Genomic DNA, 19,175 nt, shown 5'->3' with positions numbered 1-19,175 from the left:
TCTGGCGAAGATTTTAACACATTTTATGGGAGGGGAATGACAATGCCTTTACCGCTTACACTTAACGCTGGGCGCCTGCGCCAACAGGATATTGAGCGCTATTGGGAAGACGGGTTTTTATTTCCCATTCCCGCGATCAGCCCGGATGCCGCGTTGGAGTTTCGCCGCCAATTAGAAATGATTGAAACAGAATGGACGCATAAAAGTTTGCCCCAGCCTCTGAACACCTACAAACGCGTCAACGCGCAATGCGTTATGCCACTGGCGTATCAGATTGGCGCAGATCCAGGCATTCTCAACGTTGTTGAAGGCATTCTAGGCCCAGATATTCTGATATATGCGGTTGAATTTTTTATCAAAGAGCCGAACACCCGCCATAAAGTGACAATGCATCAAGACCTGACATATTGGGGGCTGGGCGCCACCTCTGAAATGGTCACCGCTTGGCTGGCCCTCTCACCTGCGACGCCGCAAAGCGGCTGTATGGATTTTGTGCGCAAGAGCCATAAAAACCCGATCCTGCCGCATAAGGACAGTTTTGCCAAAGATAATTTGCTGTCGCGCGGCCAAGAAGTTCAGGTTGACGTGGCCGAGCAAGATAAAACCTCAATCGAAATTCAACCCGGAGAAATCTCACTACATCACGGATTAACCATTCATGGTTCTGGGCCCAATGTAAGCGATGACCGGCGCATCGCGGCGGTGATCCGATACGTGACCCCGAACGTCGCCCAAGAAATTGGCGCACGCGATTATGCCATTCTCGCAAGGGGGGCAGACAGGCAGGGGAATTTCATTCATGTTGCACCGCCCAAAGGCTTGTTTAATGCCGCGGACTTGCAATTACATGAAGAAATCCGCATTGCGCAGGCCGCGGCCAAAATGAAAGACGCCAAAGCAAAAAAAGGGCTTCATGCATGATTAAGCAAGTGAAATTTACACAAATGAAAGACGGCGATAAAGAAGATTATGATTTCTTAACCAAACATGAAATCGCCTTTTCAAATGGCACCGCCGACAGGCTGCTAAAGGCATTGGTCGAGCTGGATGAAAGTCTGTCGGGCTATCAAGTGACCCGGCTTGAGCATTCGCTGCAATCCGCTACGCGGGCATGGAAAGACGGCGCAGACATCGATTGGATCGTTTCGGCCTTGCTGCATGATATAGGCGACATTTACGCGCCTTATAATCACGACGAATATGCCGCCAGTATTTTACGGCCCTTTGTGCGCGAACAATGCAGCTGGGTGGTAGAAAAGCACGGAGATTTTCAGATGGTGTATTATGCCCATCATGTGGGCGGCAATCCAGACAAACGCTTGGCTTATAAAGAGCATCCGTATTTTGAAGATTGCGCAACCTTTTGCGAGCGCTGGGATCAAGCCAGCTTTGATCCAGCTTATGCCAGCCAACCGCTTGGTTTTTTTCAAGAGATGGTGCGCGAGGTCTTTGCGCGCAGCGCCTATGATCCAGAGGTGTTACTCGCCGGAAAGCGTGAGCCGCTTCGCGTATAATCTTGACCGGGTTTTAGATTTTATGCCGACCAAGAGTTTGCCGTGCAATCTGGGGCAACTTCCTGAACCCATAAATTCCAAGATGACGCGTTTAATATTGCGCGCGGCCCCTTTCCCTTTGTCGTAATAAAAGTTATCTCGGCGCAAAATAATGCAAGAATGGACAGCTCTGATGGCTTTGGAAAAAAACTTCGATGCGCAAAAAGCAGAAAGCCGGCTTTATCAGGCTTGGGAACAAGCTGGTTGTTTTAAAGCCGGTGCGAATGCGAAACGCTCCGAAACATTCAGCATTATGATCCCACCCCCGAATGTAACGGGATCGCTGCACATGGGGCATGCGTTCAACAACACTTTACAAGATATCTTGATCCGCTGGCACCGCATGCGGGGGTTTGACACGCTTTGGCAGCCCGGCACGGATCATGCGGGGATCGCGACGCAAATGGTGGTCGAGCGGCAATTGGCGGCGGCGAAATTGCCAAGCCGGTCTGAAATGGGCCGCGCCGCATTTTTGAACAAAGTTTGGGATTGGAAATCGCAATCTGGCGGTACAATCATCAATCAATTGAAGCGACTTGGTGCCAGCTGCGATTGGGATCGCACGGCCTTTACGATGTCGGGGGCGCCCGGCGCGCCTGAAGGCGAGTCAGGAAATTTCCATGATGCCGTGATCAAGGTATTCGTTGAAATGTATCACAAAGGCCTGATCTACCGGGGCAAACGCCTGGTCAATTGGGACCCGCATTTTGAAACCGCGATTTCAGATCTTGAAGTGGAAAACATCGAAACCGCGGGCCATATGTGGCATTTCAAATATCCACTCGCGGGCGGCGAAACCTATACCTATGTCGAAAAAGACGCGGATGGGGCCATCACTTTCGAAGAGGAGCGCGACTATATTTCTATTGCCACCACGCGCCCCGAAACGATGCTTGGCGATGGCGCTGTCGCCGTTCACCCTTCGGATGCTCGCTACGCCCCAATCGTGGGAAAAATGTGCGAAATCCCCGTCGGGCCGCAAGCCCAGCGCCGTTTGATCCCGATCATCACCGACGAATATCCCGATCCAGATTTTGGCTCGGGGGCGGTCAAAATAACCGGCGCGCATGACTTTAACGATTACCAAGTGGCCAAGCGCGGCAATATTCCAATGTATTCTTTGATGGACACAAAAGGTGCGATGCGCGCTGATGGACGGCCCTATATAGAAGAGGCCAGCGACGCAAAAGCGATTGCCTCAGGGGAAAAACCCTTCGATGAGGCCAGCATCGCAGCGATGAATTTGGTGCCCGAGGCCTATCGCGGCCTCGACCGTTTTGAGGCCCGCCAACGGATCATCGAGGATATCACCGGCGCAGGTTTGGCCGTCATGACGATGCTCGAGAGCAAAAACGTGGATACTGGCGAGATCGATGTCAAAAGCGTGCCTCTGGTAGAGAATAAACCGGTTATGCAGCCCTTTGGCGATCGCTCAAAAGTCGTAATCGAACCGATGCTCACCGACCAATGGTTCGTGGATACGGATAAAATAGTCGGGCCAGCGCTTGATGCCGTGCGCAATGGCGATACCGAAATCCTGCCAGAGCGGGATAAAAAAGTGTATTTCCACTGGTTGGAAAATATCGAACCTTGGTGCATTTCGCGCCAACTTTGGTGGGGGCACCAAATTCCCGTGTGGTTTGATGCCGATGGCAATCAATATTGCGCCGCCACGCAGGCCGAAGCACAAGCGCAGGCGGGGCCAGATGTAGCCTTAATCCGCGATCCAGATGTGTTGGATACATGGTTCTCTTCTGGGCTGTGGCCCATCGGCACCTTGGGCTGGCCCGAAAACACCGAAGCGCTACAAAAATACTTCCCCACAAGCGTCTTGATCACAGGCTTTGATATTATCTTTTTCTGGGTCGCCCGTATGATGATGATGCAATATGCGGTGATGGGCGAAAAACCCTTTAGCACAGTCTATGTGCACGCGTTGGTGCGCGATGAAAAAGGTAAGAAAATGTCCAAATCTTTGGGCAATGTCTTGGATCCCTTGGAACTCATCGATGCTTATGGCGCCGATGCCGTGCGCTTTACCTTAACCGCAATGGCTGCGATGGGGCGCGATTTGAAGCTCAGCTCCCAGCGCATCGCGGGCTATCGGAATTTTGGCACGAAACTTTGGAACGCAGCCCGGTTTGCCGAGATGAATGAAGTTTATGCAACGCTGGACCCGGCAGGTAAAAGCCAATTGCCAGCGCAGCTTCAACAAACGCTGAACAAATGGATTGTCGGCGAAACCGCCAAAGTGCGCGAAGCGGTCGATGCCGCGCTAAGCGCCTATCGCTTTAATGATGCGGCGAACCTGCTTTATGCCTTTGTTTGGGGCAAAGTCTGCGATTGGTACGTTGAATTTTCCAAACCGCTCTTATCCGGTGAGGATGAGGCCGCGCGCGCAGAAACGCAGGCCACAATGGCCTGGGTGATGGACCAATGCCTGATTTTGCTTCACCCCATCATGCCGTTCATCACCGAAGAGCTTTGGGGCAGTTTGACCAAACGAGAGACAGTGCTGATCCATACTGACTGGCCCAGCTACAGCAGCACGCTTATAGATACCGCAGCTGATAAAGAGATGAATTGGGTGATTGGCTTGATCGAGGAAATTCGGTCTGTGCGCGCGCAAATGCACGTGCCTGCGGGCGCCAAAGTCACCTTGCTGGTCAGCGCGCTTGACGCCGCAGGTCAAGACGCGTGGGATCGAAATCAAGCCCTGATCATGCGCTTGGCGCGGATCGAAACTTTAAGCGCTGTTGATACATTTCCCAAAGGCTGCGCCAATATTTCAGTATCCGGTGGAGATTTTGGGCTGCCTCTGGCCGATCTAATCGATATCGGCGCAGAAACCGCGCGCCTCAACGCAGCGCTCGGAAAGCTTGCCAAAGAACTGGGGGGATTAAAGGGGCGACTCAATAATCCAAAATTTGTTCAAAGCGCGCCGCCTGAGGTGGTTGAGGAAACCCGTGAGAACCTTGCCTTGCGCGAAGAGGAAGAGGCCCAATTGAAAGCTGCTTTGGCACGTCTTGACGAGCTGGGGCAGTAATTGAGGGTTTGATGGCGGCAGATCAGCATTCATCAGGCGCGCCCTGGCGCAATTTTTACGGGCGCTTTAAAGGCAAAACGTTGCGCCCCGGACAAGAAGAAGCGCTGGAAAGCGACCTTGCGCAGCTTTCTCCGGGCCCAGTCAGTTGGACCGAGAATCCTGATCGCACCGCGCTGGATTTGACCCAAATGTTCAACGCCAGTGCGGTCTGGCTTGAAATTGGCTTTGGGGGCGGCGAGCATCTGGTGCATCAAGCCGTACAAAACCCCGAAACCGGACTGATCGGATGCGAGCCTTATATCAACGGGGTGGCAATGCTGCTGCAAAAAATTCGCCGTGCAGAGGCGCAAAATATTCGGATTTATCCGGGCGATGCACGGCACCTCTTTGATGTGTTACCCCCAGCCTCAATCTCCAAAGCGTTTTTGCTCTATCCCGACCCTTGGCCAAAACGCCGCCACCACCGCCGCCGTTTCGTAACGCCCGAGCATCTGGCCCCGCTGGCGCGGGTGTTAAAACCAGGGGCCGAGTTTCGCGTGGCGACGGATATTGTCGATTATGTGCGCCAAACTCTTTTGGAAGTGCCCAAACAGGGCTTTGCCTATCAGAACCAAGATCCCAAAGGCCGCAACCCGGCTTGGTCGGATTGGATTTCAACCCGTTATGAACAAAAAGCCCTGCGCGAGGGCCGAATGCCCCATTATTTAACGTTTCATCGCCTTTAAGCGGGCTTTAAAACCCAACCATCCGGGTGGAAATCCCATAGACGCTGACAGTGGCTTAGGGTATCACGCTGCGGAAAATGTAAGGAACCAAGCCATGTCCTCTCACGCTGTTGCACGCCCGATGAGTGCTTCCAAATCCGGCCCCTTAACCGGCGAGGCGCATGTGCCCGGTGATAAATCAATTTCGCATCGCTCGCTAATCTTAGGGGCGCTCAGCGTTGGTACCACCACGATTAAAGGCTTGCTTGAGGGGGATGACGTGTTGGATACGGCTAAGGCGATGCGCGCATTTGGCGCAACCGTCACCCAGCATGCTCCGGGCAATTGGAGCGTTGACGGCGTCGGCGTGGGGGGCTTTTGCGAACCCGATACCGTCATCGATTGCGGCAATTCGGGAACCGGGGTGCGCTTGATCATGGGGGCAATGGCAACGCATCCAATCTGTGCCACCTTCACCGGCGATGCCAGTTTAAACAAGCGTCCAATGGCCCGCATAAGCGATCCTTTGGCGCTGTTTGGCGCGCAAACCTATGGCCGCAGCGGCGGCCGTTTGCCAATGACCATCATTGGCGCCGAAACCCCCACCCCTGTGCGCTACGAAGTGCCCGTTCCATCGGCACAGGTGAAATCGGCGGTTTTATTTGCAGGTCTTAACACGCCGGGGAAAACCGTGGTTATTGAACAGGAGGCCACGCGCGATCACACTGAACGAATGTTGCGCGGATTTGGCGCTGAAATAAGCGTGCAGATCACCGATGCGGGCCGCGAGATTACTCTGACGGGGCAACCAGAATTGCAGCCTCAAGACATCACCGTGCCGCGCGATCCAAGCTCGGCAGCCTTTCCGGTTTGCGCAGCTCTGATAACCGAAGGCTCGGATGTATTGGTCCCAAATATCGGCCTGAACCCAACCCGCTCTGGGTTATTCACCACGCTTCGCGAAATGGGAGCCGATCTTGAATATGAAAATGAGCGGGTGGAGGGCGGCGAACCGGTCGCCGATCTACGGGCGCGGTTCTCTCCAAATATGCGGGGAATAGAGGTGCCACCCGAGCGCGCCGCCAGCATGATTGATGAATATCCCATTCTATCCGTTGTCGCTGCCTATGCGCAGGGCGATACCGTGATGCGCGGTGTGAAAGAACTTCGGGTCAAAGAAAGCGATCGGATCGACGCTATGGCAACGGGCCTGCGCGCGAATGGCATTGCCGTAGAGGATGGCGCCGATTGGTGGATCGTATCGGGATGCGGCGCGCAAGCCGTGCCCGGCGGCGCCACCTGCGCCAGCCATCTTGATCACCGGATCGCAATGTCATTTTTGATCTTGGGAATGGCAAGCAAAAATCCTGTCTCCATAGATGATGGCAGCCCGATCGCCACCTCTTTCCCGATCTTCGAAAGCCTGATGGCTGCGCTTGGCGCACGGCTTGAACACAGCCCGAAAAGCTAGGAATTAAAGTGGCTTTTACAGTTGCAATTGATGGCCCCGCCGCCGCTGGCAAAGGCACAATATCGCAGGCCGTTGCGCAGCATTTTGGGTTTGCTCATTTAGACACTGGATTGCTCTACCGCGCCGTGGGATGGCTGCATCTTCAGGGCCAGAATCCCCTTGCAGCGGCCCATAACCTTGATCTGAGCTCCATCGACACTACCGCGCTGCGCACCGCCAATGTCGCCGAGGCCGCCAGCAAGCTGGCCGCGATACCCGACATAAGACAGGCGTTGAGCGAATTCCAAAAAAACTTTGCCCGTGCGCCCGGCGGCGCAGTTCTAGATGGTCGCGATATCGGAACGGTGATTTGTCCCAACGCCGAGGCAAAATTATTTATCACCGCGCGGGCAGAGACACGCGCCCAGCGCCGCTTTGCGGAACTGAAGCGCAGCGACAAGACTGTGCAATATGCCACTGTTCTAAAGGCCGTTTTAGAGCGCGATGCGCGTGATAAAACCCGCGCTTCGGCACCGTTGCAAGCCGCCTCAGACGCCCATCATTTAGACACCAGCGATTTAACGATCCAACAAGCCTGTTCAGACGCGATCACTTATATCGCCAAAATCCAGCGAGGCGAGGCATAACCACCCTAAGATTATTGGGATTTATACCTTGTCAGCTTCGTAAAATTAGCCTAAAGACGCGGCTGTTGTGACGGTAAATATACCGCAAAGCGTGAAAGATCGAGCAGGGTCGGAACATCCGGCCCTTTTGCGTTTTGGAAAAACCTGATCGGCCAATGAACCCCAAGACCGGCGGAGACAACCGCGCGGCCAGAAAAACCAGTAAAGGAAACTGAGACCACATGGCTCAAAATACATCTATGGAGGAATTCGAAGCCCTCCTGAATGAAAGCTTCGAAATTGACACGCCCCAAGAGGGCTCAGTTGTCAAAGGCAAAGTCATCGCGATCGAAGCGGGACATGCGATTATCGACGTCGGTTACAAAATGGAAGGCCGCGTTGAATTAAAAGAATTTGCAAACCCGGGTGAAGAGGCCGAAGTTGCCGTTGGAGAAGAAGTTGAAGTCTTCTTGCGGCAGGTTGAAAACACCAAAGGGGAAGCTGTTATCAGCCGTGAAATGGCACGGCGCGAAGAAGCTTGGGATCGCCTTGAAAAAGCCTATGCCGATGAAGCGCGGGTTGACGGCGCGATCTTTGGACGCGTTAAAGGTGGCTTCACGGTTGAATTGGGCGGCGCGGTTGCGTTTTTGCCCGGCTCACAAGTGGATGTCCGCCCAGTGCGAGATGCTGGCCCATTGATGGGGCTGAAGCAACCTTTCCAAATCTTGAAAATGGACAGACGCCGGGGCAATATCGTCGTATCGCGTCGTGCGATCCTAGAAGAAAGCCGTGCCGAACAGCGCGCAGAAGTGATCGGCAACTTGGCCGAAGGGATGTCGTTAGAAGGCGTTGTGAAGAATATCACAGAATATGGTGCCTTTGTCGATCTGGGCGGCGTTGATGGTCTGTTACACGTGACCGATATGGCGTGGCGCCGGGTAAACCACCCGTCCGAAATCTTGACGATTGGTGAATCGATCAACGTTCAAGTGATCAAAATCAACAAAGACACGCATCGCATCAGCCTTGGCATGAAGCAACTGCAAGAAGATCCTTGGGATCGTGTGGCCGCAAGCTACCCGCTGGAATCAGTCCATCAGGGTGTGGTCACAAATATCACCGATTACGGTGCCTTTGTTGAGCTGGAAGCCGGAGTCGAGGGCTTGGTTCACGTCTCAGAAATGTCATGGACGAAGAAAAACGTGCATCCAGGCAAAATCGTTTCAACCAGCCAAGAAGTGGAAGTTATGGTTCTTGAGATCGATGGCACAAAGCGCCGCGTTTCTCTGGGCCTAAAGCAGACACAGCGCAATCCTTGGGAAGTCTTCGCTGAAAGCAATCCAGAGGGTACGCAAGTTGAAGGTGAAATCAAAAACATCACTGAATTTGGCCTGTTTGTCGGGTTAGACGGTGATATTGACGGCATGGTTCACCTCAGCGATATTTCTTGGGATGAACGCGGCGAAGAAGCGATCCAAAACTTCCGCAAGGGTGACCTTGTTCAGGCCGTGGTGTCTGAAGTGGATGTTGAGAAAGAGCGTATCAGCCTGTCGATCAAAGCCTTGGGCGGCGATAAATTTGCCGAAGCCACGGGTGGCGTGAAGCGCGGCTCGATCATCACCGTTGAAGTCACCTCAATTGAGGATGGTGGGATTGAAGTCGAGTATGAAGGCGCAAAAGCCTTTATCCGCCGCTCAGACCTAAGCCGTGATCGCGCAGAACAGCGCCCCGAGCGCTTCTCTGTGGGCAATAAGGTAGACGTGCGCGTAACCAATATTGACAGCAAGACACGCAAGCTTGGCCTTTCAATCAAAGCCCGTGAAATTGCCGAAGAAAAAGAAGCCGTGGAGCAATATGGATCGTCTGATTCTGGCGCCTCATTGGGTGATATTTTGGGCGCAGCGCTCAAAGGCGACGAATAGGCTTTACCGCATAAATTGATAGGGCCCCCGCACTCCCATCGGAGCGCGGGGGTTTTTTTATGCGCCGCTTAGAAACGATTCGCCCGTTTTAACGTAAACCCTGAGACATCTCGCTCTGTGCGCGTAAAAATGGCCCAAGCAAAAACAGAAACTGGTTACTATCACTAAATACCTTAAAAAAACGGATAATTTTGCGCCACAGAAAAACAAAGCGTTTCCAAACGGGATGATTATTTTGTAACCTGAAGCTATTAAAATCAAAACATAGGGGGAGGCCACGTGATTAGATCGGAACTAATACAGATCATAACGGACCAAAATCCGCATTTGTACCAACGCGATGTTGAGCGAATTGTTAATACCGTATTTGATGAAATCACCAATGCAATGGCGAATGGCGATCGGGTTGAATTGCGCGGCTTCGGTGCGTTTTCTGTCAAACGCCGAGATGCGCGCGTGGGTCGCAACCCGCGCACCGGAGCCTCAGTGGATGTTGAGGAAAAACACGTACCGTTTTTTAAGACTGGCAAATTACTGCGTGATCGTCTGAACGGGAAAACGTAAGTCATGAAATACCTGCGCTATGCCTTTCTTATAAGCCTGGCGCTTGTTCTTATTATCGTCGCAGTGGCGAATAAAGCACCGGCGGAACTTGCCTTTCTGCCGCCCGATCTTGCAAATTTGATCGGGATGAATTGGTCAATCACATTACCCGTTTTTCTTGTTTTTTTCTTGGGTATTGTCTTTGGAGTTCTCGTCGGTTTTATATGGGAATGGTTACGAGAATATAAATTGCGATCGGAGGCTGCCGCCAATGGAAAAGCCTTGCGGCAGGCTGAACGCGAACTAAAAAAGCTCAAACAAGAAAAATACGCAGATCAAGACGATGTCTTGGCTTTGATCGATGAGGTAAGCTGAGCATGACCCAAAGCCCAACGCGGGTGAAAATTTGTGGCCTTACCAGCCCCGAAGCCATAAAGGGCGCAGCCCAAGCCGGAGCAACGTACGGAGGGTTGGTATTTTACAAAAAATCACCCCGCCATTTAAGCTTGGCAAAAGCCCGCGAGGTGGCTTTGGCAGCGCCTCCAGGCTTCGCCAAAGTGGCCTTGGTTGTGAACCCCCAAGATGCGTTTTTAGAGGAAATGCTGTCACAGGTTCCCATCGATATTCTGCAATTACATGGAGCCGAACCGCCACAGCGCGTTCAGCAAATCAAGCAAAGCACAGGCCTGCCGATTATGAAAGCGCTCGGGATCGCAACGGCTCAAGACTTACGCGAAATTGATCGATACGCTGAAATTTGTGATCAATTGCTGATCGATGCAAAGCCCGCTCCGGGGGCCAAATTGCCGGGGGGAAACGGGTTGGCCTTTGATTGGCAACTTCTTGAAAATCACACCTGGAAAATACCTTGGATGCTCGCAGGTGGTTTGACACCCGATAATGTGGCCCAAGCCGTACGCGTAACGCAGGCGCGGCAGATTGATGTCTCCTCTGGTGTAGAAAGCGCTCCGGGCACCAAAGACATGGAAAAAATGCGTAACTTCGTGGCTCAGGCCCGCCTCTGAGGCAAAACATCACCCTTTCACCTTTATATGATGAACTCTCTTTACCCGCCGAGGTTACAAAGCTACATCTTGCAAAAGCCGATTTTTGGAGGGGCGCATGCCAAACGATCTTTTTAACAGCTTCATGACCGGACCCGATGAAAAGGGCCGGTTTGGTCAATTTGGCGGCAGGTTCGTTTCAGAAACATTGATGCCACTTATTTTGGAATTGGAAGAGCAATATAACATTGCGAAAACCGATGATAGTTTCTGGGCCGAAATGAATGATCTTTGGGCGAATTATGTCGGCCGACCCAGCCCACTTTATTTTTCTGAACGGCTCACAGATCATCTTGGCGGGGCCAAAATCTATATGAAACGCGACGAACTCAACCATACCGGCGCGCATAAGATTAACAATGTGTTGGGGCAAATCATTTTGGCGCGCCGAATGGGAAAAACACGTATCATCGCCGAAACTGGAGCTGGTCAGCATGGCGTTGCCACAGCGACAGTTTGTGCGAAATTCGGCTTGAAATGCGTGGTCTATATGGGCGCGCATGACGTAGAACGGCAAGCGCCAAACGTGTTTCGTATGCGGCTTTTGGGCGCCGAAGTTGTACCCGTCACCTCGGGGCGCGGCACTTTAAAAGATGCTATGAACGATGCGTTGCGCGATTGGGTAACCAATGTACGCGATACCTTTTACTGCATTGGCACCGTTGCTGGGCCGCATCCCTACCCCGCCATGGTACGCGATTTTCAAGCCATTATCGGCAAGGAAACCAAAGACCAAATGCAAGCCGCCGAAGGCCGCCTGCCCGATACCATCATTGCTGCGATTGGCGGCGGTTCGAACGCGATGGGCCTCTTCTTTCCGTTTTTAGACGATAAAGACGTGAATATCATCGGCGTTGAGGCTGGCGGAAAGGGCGTAAACCAAAAAATGGAACATTGCGCCTCGCTCACGGGGGGGCGTCCGGGCGTGCTTCACGGCAACCGCACCTATCTTTTGCAGGATGATGATGGGCAAATTCTCGAAGGATTTTCGATTTCGGCCGGCTTAGATTATCCCGGGATCGGCCCCGAGCATTCTTGGCTGCATGAAATCGGCCGCGCAAAATATGTGGCTATTACCGATGCAGAGGCGCTTGAGGCCTTTCAACTGTGCTGCGCGCTTGAGGGGATCATTCCCGCCCTCGAGCCAAGCCACGCGCTGGCCCATGTGATGAAAATTGCGCCCGAGCTGCCCAAAGACCATATCATCTGTATGAATATGTGCGGGCGCGGCGATAAAGATATCTTTACTGTGGCCAAACATCTGAATTTTGATATGGGCGCGCTTGGATAATCCACAGGTCTCAAAAGAAAAAAACCGCCCTTGTTTTGGGGCGGTTTTTTATTTTTAGGCGCTTGTTTTTGTTAAGCTATTTCAGCGCATTGTGGAGCGCATCCACCAAATCTGTGCGCTCCCAGCTGAACCCGCCATCCGCCTCCGGCTGGCGACCGAAATGCCCATAAGCCGCAGTGCGTTGGTAAATGGGTTTGTTCAGCGCCAAATGCTGGCGAATGCCCCGTGGAGTCAAATTCATGCAAGCAGCAATAGCCTGTTCGATGGCTGCGGCATCAACCGCGCCCGTGCCAAACGTATCGGCATATATCGATAAAGGCTCTGCAACTCCAATCGCGTAGGAAAGCTGGATTGTGCAGCGTTCGGCCAAGCCAGCCGCCACAACATTTTTGGCCAGATAGCGCGCTGCGTAAGCGGCCGAGCGATCAACTTTTGTCGGATCTTTGCCCGAAAACGCACCGCCGCCATGCGGCGCAGCGCCGCCATAAGTATCCACAATGATTTTGCGCCCAGTTAGGCCTGCATCTCCATCCGGCCCGCCGATCACAAACTTACCTGTCGGGTTCACATGCCAATGCGTATCACTATCAATCCAACCATCGGGCAGCGTTTCGCGGATATAAGGCTCAACAACGGCGCGCACATCTTCAGAGGTCATTTGGGCGTCCAAATGCTGCGTTGAAAGCACAATCGAGCTGACCCCAACTGGTTTGCCGCCTTGATACCGCACCGAGAGCTGCGATTTCGCATCTGGCCCTAAGCTTGCAGCGCTGCCATTTTTACGCGCTTCGGCCAAGCGGCGTAAAATTGCGTGGCTATACTGGATCGGTGCCGGCATTAATGCATCGGTTTCGCGGGTTGCATAGCCAAACATGATTCCCTGATCGCCGGCGCCTTCATCTTTGTTTTCAGACGCATCAACACCCTGCGCGATATGCGCGGATTGTTCATGCAACAGGTTGGTGATCTCAACCGTCTCATGATGAAATTTCTCTTGCTCATAGCCAATATCTTTTATGCAGGCGCGCGCGATTTGATCGATGCGCCCCATATAATCTTTGAGCTTTGTGGCATCTGACAGACCAACTTCACCCCCGATCACCACCCGATTGGTGGTGGCAAAGGTTTCACAGGCAACGCGGGCCTCAGGCTCTTCGCCGATAAAAGCGTCTAAAACCGCGTCTGAGATACGGTCGCACACCTTATCTGGATGCCCCTCTGACACGGATTCAGAGGTAAAAATATAGTCTTGTCTTATCATGAAATCGCTCCGATTTGAAAAATCCGCCACGTCAGGAAGCCGTTGTGGCGTATCTCATGGTGGTATTGAAACGCCCCCGGAAGGTCAACCGCTGATTTGACGGCGGCAGATCAAACTGAGCATAAGGATGGCAAACAAAAGGGCAAAAACTGTCCAAATTTCAAAGCGGCGATAGAGGGTGGCCGGCGCGGGCTGCGGCACTTGTGCATCGATAAAACCCGCTGTATTCAGACCCAGCTGTTTAAGGCTGCGGCCGTAAGGGTCAATCATTGCGGAAATACCCGTATTGGCCACCCTAATCATCGGCAAGCCCTGTTCAATGCTGCGCATTTTCGCTTGCGCCAAATGCTGCTGTGGCCCGGCAAAGCCGCCAAACCAGGCATCATTGGTCAATAGCAGCAAAATTGCCGCTTCTTGTGACGCGAAAGAGACATCTTGCGGGAACACGGCCTCGTAACAAATCAAAGGCACAACGGCCCCCAATGGCGCTATATTTATCCGTTTCGGGCCCTCGCCAGCGGCAAAGCCGGTTCCAAATAAATCAGATGTAAACCCAAGCCCGATCCGGTCTAGCCAATGCTCAAAGGGCAGGTATTCTCCAAACGGCACCAAATGATGTTTGTCATAAACCACTTTGGCAAAACCATTTTGATCCATATATACAATTGAATTCAGCACTTTTTCATTTTCAAGTCGCAGCGCCCCCAACAGCAACGCTGTGCCATCTGCTGCCAATGCAATTTGTTCGATCAAAGTTTCAGCATTTTCAAAGCTTACGGGCAGAGCGCTTTCTGGCCAAACCACAAGATCGACAGACGGCTCTGCCGCTGTAAACTCAAGAGAGCGCTCAAAAAACAGCCGGGCAAAAGCCGGATCCCATTTTTGATGTTGCGGGGCGTTTGGTTGCACCAATCGAACCGTTCGCTCGGTTAAAGCAGATTTTTGCAACGTCAGACGCATATCGCCCCCGATCCAAGCCACTGGCCAAACCCCAACCAAAACCAAAACCATCCAGAAAATTTGTTTTCGTAAAAACAGCCAATGAACGCATGCCGCCCAAAATACGGTGATTACGCTCAGCCCATAAAGCCCGATCCAAGCCGCACTTTGCGCAACCGGCGTGTCGGCCCAAATATATCCCAAAGCCCCCCATGGAAATCCCGTCAGCATATATCCACGCGCCAACTCGAAAAATCCAAGCGCAAATGCCAGACCAAACGGCGTTTGCAGCCGCAGCGCCAGCGCGAAAGCGCAGCCCCAGAAAACCGACAACCCACCGGCAAAAAGAAGAAGAGCAAACGGAGCCATCCAACCATGCGCCGCGCTGTCCACCAGAAATGGCTCTACAATCCAATGCATCGAAACGGTGAAATATCCCATTCCAAGAGACCAGCCGCGTTCAAAGGCTTGCCGCAGCGAGGCATTTAAAGATTGATGCGTTTCCAGCCAAAAAACAGCAAGTAAAGACAGCAGAGCAAGCGGCCAAAGAGACACGGGCGGTTGACCAAGCGCCAGCCCAACCCCCAAAAGAAACACCACCAAAAGCCGCCCAGAAAGCCTGCTTCCCAGCCTCATCGCAGGATCATTCTGCGGCTTGAGCCACATTCGGCAAACGCACCCGCAAGCGTTTAATGCGGCGTGGATCCGCGTCAAAAATTTCAAACTCTACGCCTTGCGGGTGTAAAATTACTTCGCCACGCGCCGGCACGCGGCCCGCTAACATAAACACCAACCCGCCAAGCGTTTCGATCTCTTCGCCGTCGATTGTATCATCGCGGGTTAGATCAAGCCCAGTTTCCGCGCAGAAATCTTCCATCGGTGTTTTGGCCAAGGCCAGATAATATCCCGGCTTCAACAAGGTCCAGAAGCTATCTTCTTCCAAATCATGTTCATCTTCGATATCGCCGATGATCTGCTCAATCAGATCTTCGATCGTTACCAACCCATCAACCCCACCATACTCATCGATCACCAAAGCCATATGGCGCCGCTCAGTTTGCATTTTCGTAAGCAAAACACCAATGGGCATCGATAAAGGCACGTATAGAAGCGGGCGCAGCATTGGCGCCAATTCAAACTCGTCTGAAAGCGCATCAAATCCATATTTCAGCGCGAAATCTTTTAGATGCGCCATCCCGACCGGGGTGTCCAAAGTGCCGCTGTAAACGGGCAATCTGGTCAAACCGCTATCGCGAAACACTGCTGCAAGATCATCACGGGAAATGGTGTCAGACACCGAAACAATCTCAGCTTTGGGGATTGCCACATCCTCTACGCGCTTGCGGCGCAAATTCATCATGCCAATATGATCGGGCTGGCGGATTAAACTTTGCGTTTGGGAGGCGCCCACCTGTTCATGTCGCGCGCTCTCGCGATCACCACGGCCAAATCTGAACCAATTCCAAAAACCTTTATCTTGCCTGAAAGGCTGCGCGCTTTGCGCCGCCCTAGCAGATCCGTCGCTATCGTCCATAACTCTCTTTCAAAAAGGCACCTAGGCCTTGGTTATCTCTTTATATGGGTTATTCACACCCAGTTTGCCAAGTATTTCAATTTCTAAACCCTCCATGAGCGTGGCATCTAAGTCACGCTTATGATCATATCCCAGCAAATGCAGCATAGAATGAACCAGTAAATGCAAAATGTGATCGGAAAATGCCAAGCCCGCCGCATCTGCCTCGGACCGACAGGTTGAATAAGATAAGGCGATATCACCCAAGCTTAGATCATCAGCCACTTGATCAATCGGGTTTGGATCTGCTCCATCTTTTAGTGCTGCGCGTTCTTGGCTGGGCCAGCTTAAGACGTTTGTTGCTTTGGAGGTTTCTCGAAAATCACCGTTGAGCTGGGCAATGCGCGCATCATCACAGGCCAAGATATCAACCTCAAACTGTGCCGCCCAAAGGTTAAAATGCGCTAGCACCGCCCGCAAAGCCTTCACGCTTAACCGCTCAAGTTCTGCCTGCTGCCAGCGGCGATCCTCGATTAACACCTCAATCTTCATGAAGCGCGATCCGCTCCAGCGCGCCGCTGTGGCTTCTCTGCAGCTTCCGGATCTTGATCATATGCATCAATAATCGCTGCCACCAAAGGATGCCGGACCACATCTTTGGAGGAAAAATAATTAAAGCTGATCTTCGGGATGTGCCTCAATAAACGCTCAGCATCAGCCAAGCCTGACGTGACGCCCCGGGGCAAATCCACCTGCGAACGGTCTCCGGTGATCACCATCCGCGACCCTTCTCCAAGGCGCGTTAAAAACATCTTCATCTGCATAACGCTGGTGTTTTGCGCCTCGTCCAGAACCACGAAAGAATGGGCGAGCGTGCGCCCGCGCATAAAGGCAAGCGGCGCGATTTCAATACGTTTTTCTTCGATCAGCTTGGCCAATTGCTTGCCGGGCAAGAAATCATTCAAGGCATCATAAAGCGGCTGCATATAAGGATCGACTTTATCCTTCATATCCCCCGGCAAATATCCAAGCTTCTCTCCGGCTTCAACGGCAGGACGGCTTAGCACAATACGATCCACTTCACCTGAAATAAACTTAGTAACCGCCACTGCAACCGCCAGATATGTTTTACCGGTTCCCGCCGGCCCAATCCCGAACGCCAATTCATTTTTCATCAAAGATTCAACATAGGCTTTTTGCGCCGCCGTCCTTGGCTCGACGGGTTTTTTGCGGGTTTTGATCTCAAGCTTGGCACCCGTGAAAAGTTCCATTTGGGGCAGTTCTTTTGCTTCAATGCCCGCCGCCAATCCATCACTCATACGGATTTCACGGTCAACATCCCCTGGGTCAACGCTGCGACCACCCTCTAGCCGCTGATAAAGGCCCCGCAAAACAGACAGCGCATTTTCGCGCGCCTCCTCTTCCCCGAAAACAACCAATTCATTGCCACGGCGAATGATCTGCACTGCCATTTTCTGTTCGATATCTGCTAGATTTCTGTCAAATTCACCGCATAGGTCGATCAGCAATCGATTATCGGGAAATTCCACAAGGCTTTGCGGCGGTTGTCCGCCTTCGGTCGGGGTAGAAAACAATCCTGACGCCACATATTACTCCTAAATAACTTTCTAAAACCCTGCCAAGAGCGGCTTTAGAACGCAAGCGCATCTGGCGCTTTGCGATCAATTAAAACCAAAAATACGGGATATACTGCCAATAGAACGCTCAAATTGGGCCGCAAAGGGCTAAACACAGGCTGTGTCAGCACCGCGCGCTTGGCTGATCATAGCAATTCACCGGTTAAAGAATTGGTCAGGCTTTCTACGATCCGGACCTGGCGCAATTCACCTATCGCAACATCCGGCGCGTAAGCATGGACGGCATGCAGATGCTCTGATTTACCGACCATTTGCCCCGCATCGCGGCCCGCTTTTTCAAACAACACCGAAACCTCGCGCCCAACCATGCGTTTTTGTAAGCTGCGCTGCTGCGACCAAAGCAGCTCTTGCAAGCGATGCAAACGCTCTGTTTTTACGGCTTCTTCTACTTGTGGGCGTTCCGCGGCGGGCGTTCCCGGGCGGGTGGAATATTTGAAAGAATAAGCCTGCCCGTATTCGACGGCGCGCACCAAATCCATCGTGGCCTGAAAATCTTCTTCGGTTTCTTCGGGAAACCCGACGATAAAATCCCCCGAGAGTAAAATATCGGGGCGCGCCTTACGGAGCTTTTCAATCACCTGCAAATAACTTTCCGCGGTATGGGCGCGGTTCATCCGTTTCAGAATTTTATCCGAGCCCGATTGCACCGGAAGATGCAAATAGGGCATCAGTTTTCGGCAATTGGCATGCGCCTCAATCAGCGCATCGCTCATGTCATTTGGGTGGCTGGTGGTAAAGCGGATCCGCTCCAATCCATCGATCTCATCCAAGGCCCAAATCAACTGCGCCAAACTCCAGCTGGCCCCTTCAACACCTTCGCCGTGATAGGCATTCACATTTTGGCCCAATAAGGTGATTTCGCGCACCCCGCGCTCAACCAATTCTTGAGCCTCGCGCAAGATCCGCGCCGCTGGCCGAGAGACTTCGGCCCCGCGGGTATAGGGCACCACGCAAAAGGCACAGAACTTATCACAGCCCTCTTGCACGGTTAAAAACGCAGCGGGTGCGCGGCGGGTTTTAGGCCGCTCTTTTAGAACTTCGAACTTATCCTCTGTCGGAAACTCGATATCAATCGCTTTGCTGCCCTGCCCCGCTTGGGCCTCCAATGCAGCCAAATTATGGTAGCTTTGCGGCCCAACCACCAAATCCACCATCGGCTGGCGCCGCATAATTTCTTCGCCTTCCGCCTGCGCCACGCATCCCGCCACGCCTATTTTCAAATCAGGCTTTTCATCTTTCAACGGTTTGAAACGACCAAGCTCCGAATAGATTTTTTCAGCGGCTTTCTCGCGAATATGGCAAGTATTCAGCAAGATCATATCTGCATCATCCGGCGTTTCGGTCTCAACATAGCCAGAGCGGCCCAAGGCCTCTACCATACGCTCGCTATCGTAGACATTCATCTGACAGCCATAGGTTTTTACGAACAGTTTTTTTGGCGCGCTCATTGCTTAGCCCTCTAGCCTTGGAATAGAGGCAGCAGATACACTGATTTTAGGCGCTTTTGCAATGCGCTGTTTCCGCGCTTTCCATGAAGCGCAGGGAAAAATAACGCAGCCCTAAAAAATTAAGCCGGTTTTGCCGTGATATCCTTGCTCGGGGCGC

At 52.6% G+C, this 19,175-nt stretch carries 17 protein-coding genes and 1 riboswitch; of the genes, 11 read left to right on the top strand and 6 right to left on the bottom strand.

Annotated elements, in window-relative coordinates; translation table 11 throughout:
* Positions 1 to 36 precede the first annotated feature (36 nt).
* The 11 genes from UM181_11510 (at position 37) to trpB (ending at position 12,199) form a co-directional block, all read left to right on the top strand.
* The gene (locus UM181_11510) at positions 37 to 921 is read left to right on the top strand and encodes a phytanoyl-CoA dioxygenase family protein (protein ID WQC61956.1); all 885 of its coding nucleotides are present in this window, start codon (positions 37 to 39) and stop codon (positions 919 to 921) included.
* The gene (locus UM181_11505) at positions 921 to 1,514 is read left to right on the top strand and encodes an HD domain-containing protein (protein ID WQC64742.1); all 594 of its coding nucleotides are present in this window, start codon (positions 921 to 923) and stop codon (positions 1,512 to 1,514) included. Before UM181_11510 ends, UM181_11505 begins: the two co-directional genes overlap by 1 nt.
* Positions 1,515 to 1,686: 172 nt before the next feature.
* A complete protein-coding gene (locus UM181_11500; GenBank protein WQC64741.1) occupies positions 1,687 to 4,599 on the top strand; it encodes a valine--tRNA ligase in 2,913 nt (970 codons plus the stop codon).
* Positions 4,600 to 4,610: 11 nt separating this feature from the next.
* The gene (trmB, locus tag UM181_11495) at positions 4,611 to 5,324 is read left to right on the top strand and encodes a tRNA (guanosine(46)-N7)-methyltransferase TrmB (protein ID WQC61955.1); all 714 of its coding nucleotides are present in this window, start codon (positions 4,611 to 4,613) and stop codon (positions 5,322 to 5,324) included.
* Positions 5,325 to 5,418: 94 nt separating this feature from the next.
* Positions 5,419 to 6,774, top strand: a complete 1,356-nt coding sequence (gene aroA / locus UM181_11490; protein ID WQC61954.1) for a 3-phosphoshikimate 1-carboxyvinyltransferase — start codon at positions 5,419 to 5,421, stop codon at positions 6,772 to 6,774.
* An 8-nt stretch (positions 6,775 to 6,782) separates the two neighbouring features.
* Positions 6,783 to 7,400, top strand: coding sequence for a d(CMP) kinase (locus UM181_11485; protein WQC61953.1), 618 nt, complete (start codon positions 6,783 to 6,785; stop codon positions 7,398 to 7,400).
* 221 nt (positions 7,401 to 7,621) lie between these two features.
* The gene (rpsA, locus tag UM181_11480) at positions 7,622 to 9,301 is read left to right on the top strand and encodes a 30S ribosomal protein S1 (protein WQC61952.1); all 1,680 of its coding nucleotides are present in this window, start codon (positions 7,622 to 7,624) and stop codon (positions 9,299 to 9,301) included.
* A gap of 279 nt (positions 9,302 to 9,580) precedes the next feature.
* Entirely contained in the window at positions 9,581 to 9,865 is a 285-nt protein-coding gene (ihfB, locus tag UM181_11475; protein ID WQC61951.1) for an integration host factor subunit beta, read from the top strand.
* Positions 9,866 to 9,868: 3 nt separating this feature from the next.
* Positions 9,869 to 10,219, top strand: a complete 351-nt coding sequence (locus UM181_11470) for a LapA family protein (protein ID WQC61950.1) — start codon at positions 9,869 to 9,871, stop codon at positions 10,217 to 10,219.
* Between the two features lie 2 nt (positions 10,220 to 10,221).
* Positions 10,222 to 10,869: a phosphoribosylanthranilate isomerase gene (locus tag UM181_11465; protein WQC61949.1), complete on the top strand. Its 648-nt coding sequence runs from the start codon at positions 10,222 to 10,224 to the stop codon at positions 10,867 to 10,869.
* A gap of 97 nt (positions 10,870 to 10,966) precedes the next feature.
* Complete coding sequence (trpB, locus tag UM181_11460) at positions 10,967 to 12,199, top strand: tryptophan synthase subunit beta (protein WQC61948.1); 1,233 nt, start codon at positions 10,967 to 10,969, stop codon at positions 12,197 to 12,199.
* A gap of 76 nt (positions 12,200 to 12,275) precedes the next feature.
* Here the strand turns inward: trpB and metK are convergent, their stop codons facing one another.
* The 6 genes from metK to miaB all read right to left on the bottom strand — a co-directional run bounded on the left by metK (position 12,276) and on the right by miaB (position 19,018).
* Complete coding sequence (gene metK / locus UM181_11455; GenBank protein WQC61947.1) at positions 12,276 to 13,460, bottom strand: methionine adenosyltransferase; 1,185 nt, start codon at positions 13,458 to 13,460, stop codon at positions 12,276 to 12,278.
* A 5-nt stretch (positions 13,461 to 13,465) separates the two neighbouring features.
* A riboswitch (SAM-SAH riboswitch) is annotated at positions 13,466 to 13,514 on the bottom strand.
* A 30-nt stretch (positions 13,515 to 13,544) separates the two neighbouring features.
* Entirely contained in the window at positions 13,545 to 15,035 is a 1,491-nt protein-coding gene (gene lnt, locus UM181_11450; GenBank protein WQC61946.1) for an apolipoprotein N-acyltransferase, read from the bottom strand.
* Between the two features lie 7 nt (positions 15,036 to 15,042).
* On the bottom strand, positions 15,043 to 15,933 hold the full coding sequence (locus UM181_11445; GenBank protein ID WQC61945.1) for a hemolysin family protein: 891 nt from the start codon (positions 15,931 to 15,933) through the stop codon (positions 15,043 to 15,045).
* 21 nt (positions 15,934 to 15,954) lie between these two features.
* Positions 15,955 to 16,464: an rRNA maturation RNase YbeY gene (gene ybeY, locus UM181_11440; GenBank protein WQC61944.1), complete on the bottom strand. Its 510-nt coding sequence runs from the start codon at positions 16,462 to 16,464 to the stop codon at positions 15,955 to 15,957.
* Positions 16,461 to 17,519 (bottom strand): PhoH family protein, encoded by a 1,059-nt coding sequence (locus tag UM181_11435; GenBank protein WQC61943.1) that lies wholly within the window; start codon positions 17,517 to 17,519, stop codon positions 16,461 to 16,463. Before UM181_11435 ends, ybeY begins: the two co-directional genes overlap by 4 nt.
* 176 nt (positions 17,520 to 17,695) lie before the next feature.
* Entirely contained in the window at positions 17,696 to 19,018 is a 1,323-nt protein-coding gene (gene miaB, locus UM181_11430) for a tRNA (N6-isopentenyl adenosine(37)-C2)-methylthiotransferase MiaB (GenBank protein WQC61942.1), read from the bottom strand.
* Positions 19,019 to 19,175: the final 157 nt, after the last annotated feature.

The organism is Alphaproteobacteria bacterium US3C007 (assembly GCA_034423775.1).
Classification (GTDB): domain Bacteria; phylum Pseudomonadota; class Alphaproteobacteria; order Rhodobacterales; family Rhodobacteraceae; genus Thalassovivens; species Thalassovivens spotae.
Note: the sequence above shows the minus strand (reverse complement) of the source record. Positions and strands in the feature narration are given on the sequence as shown.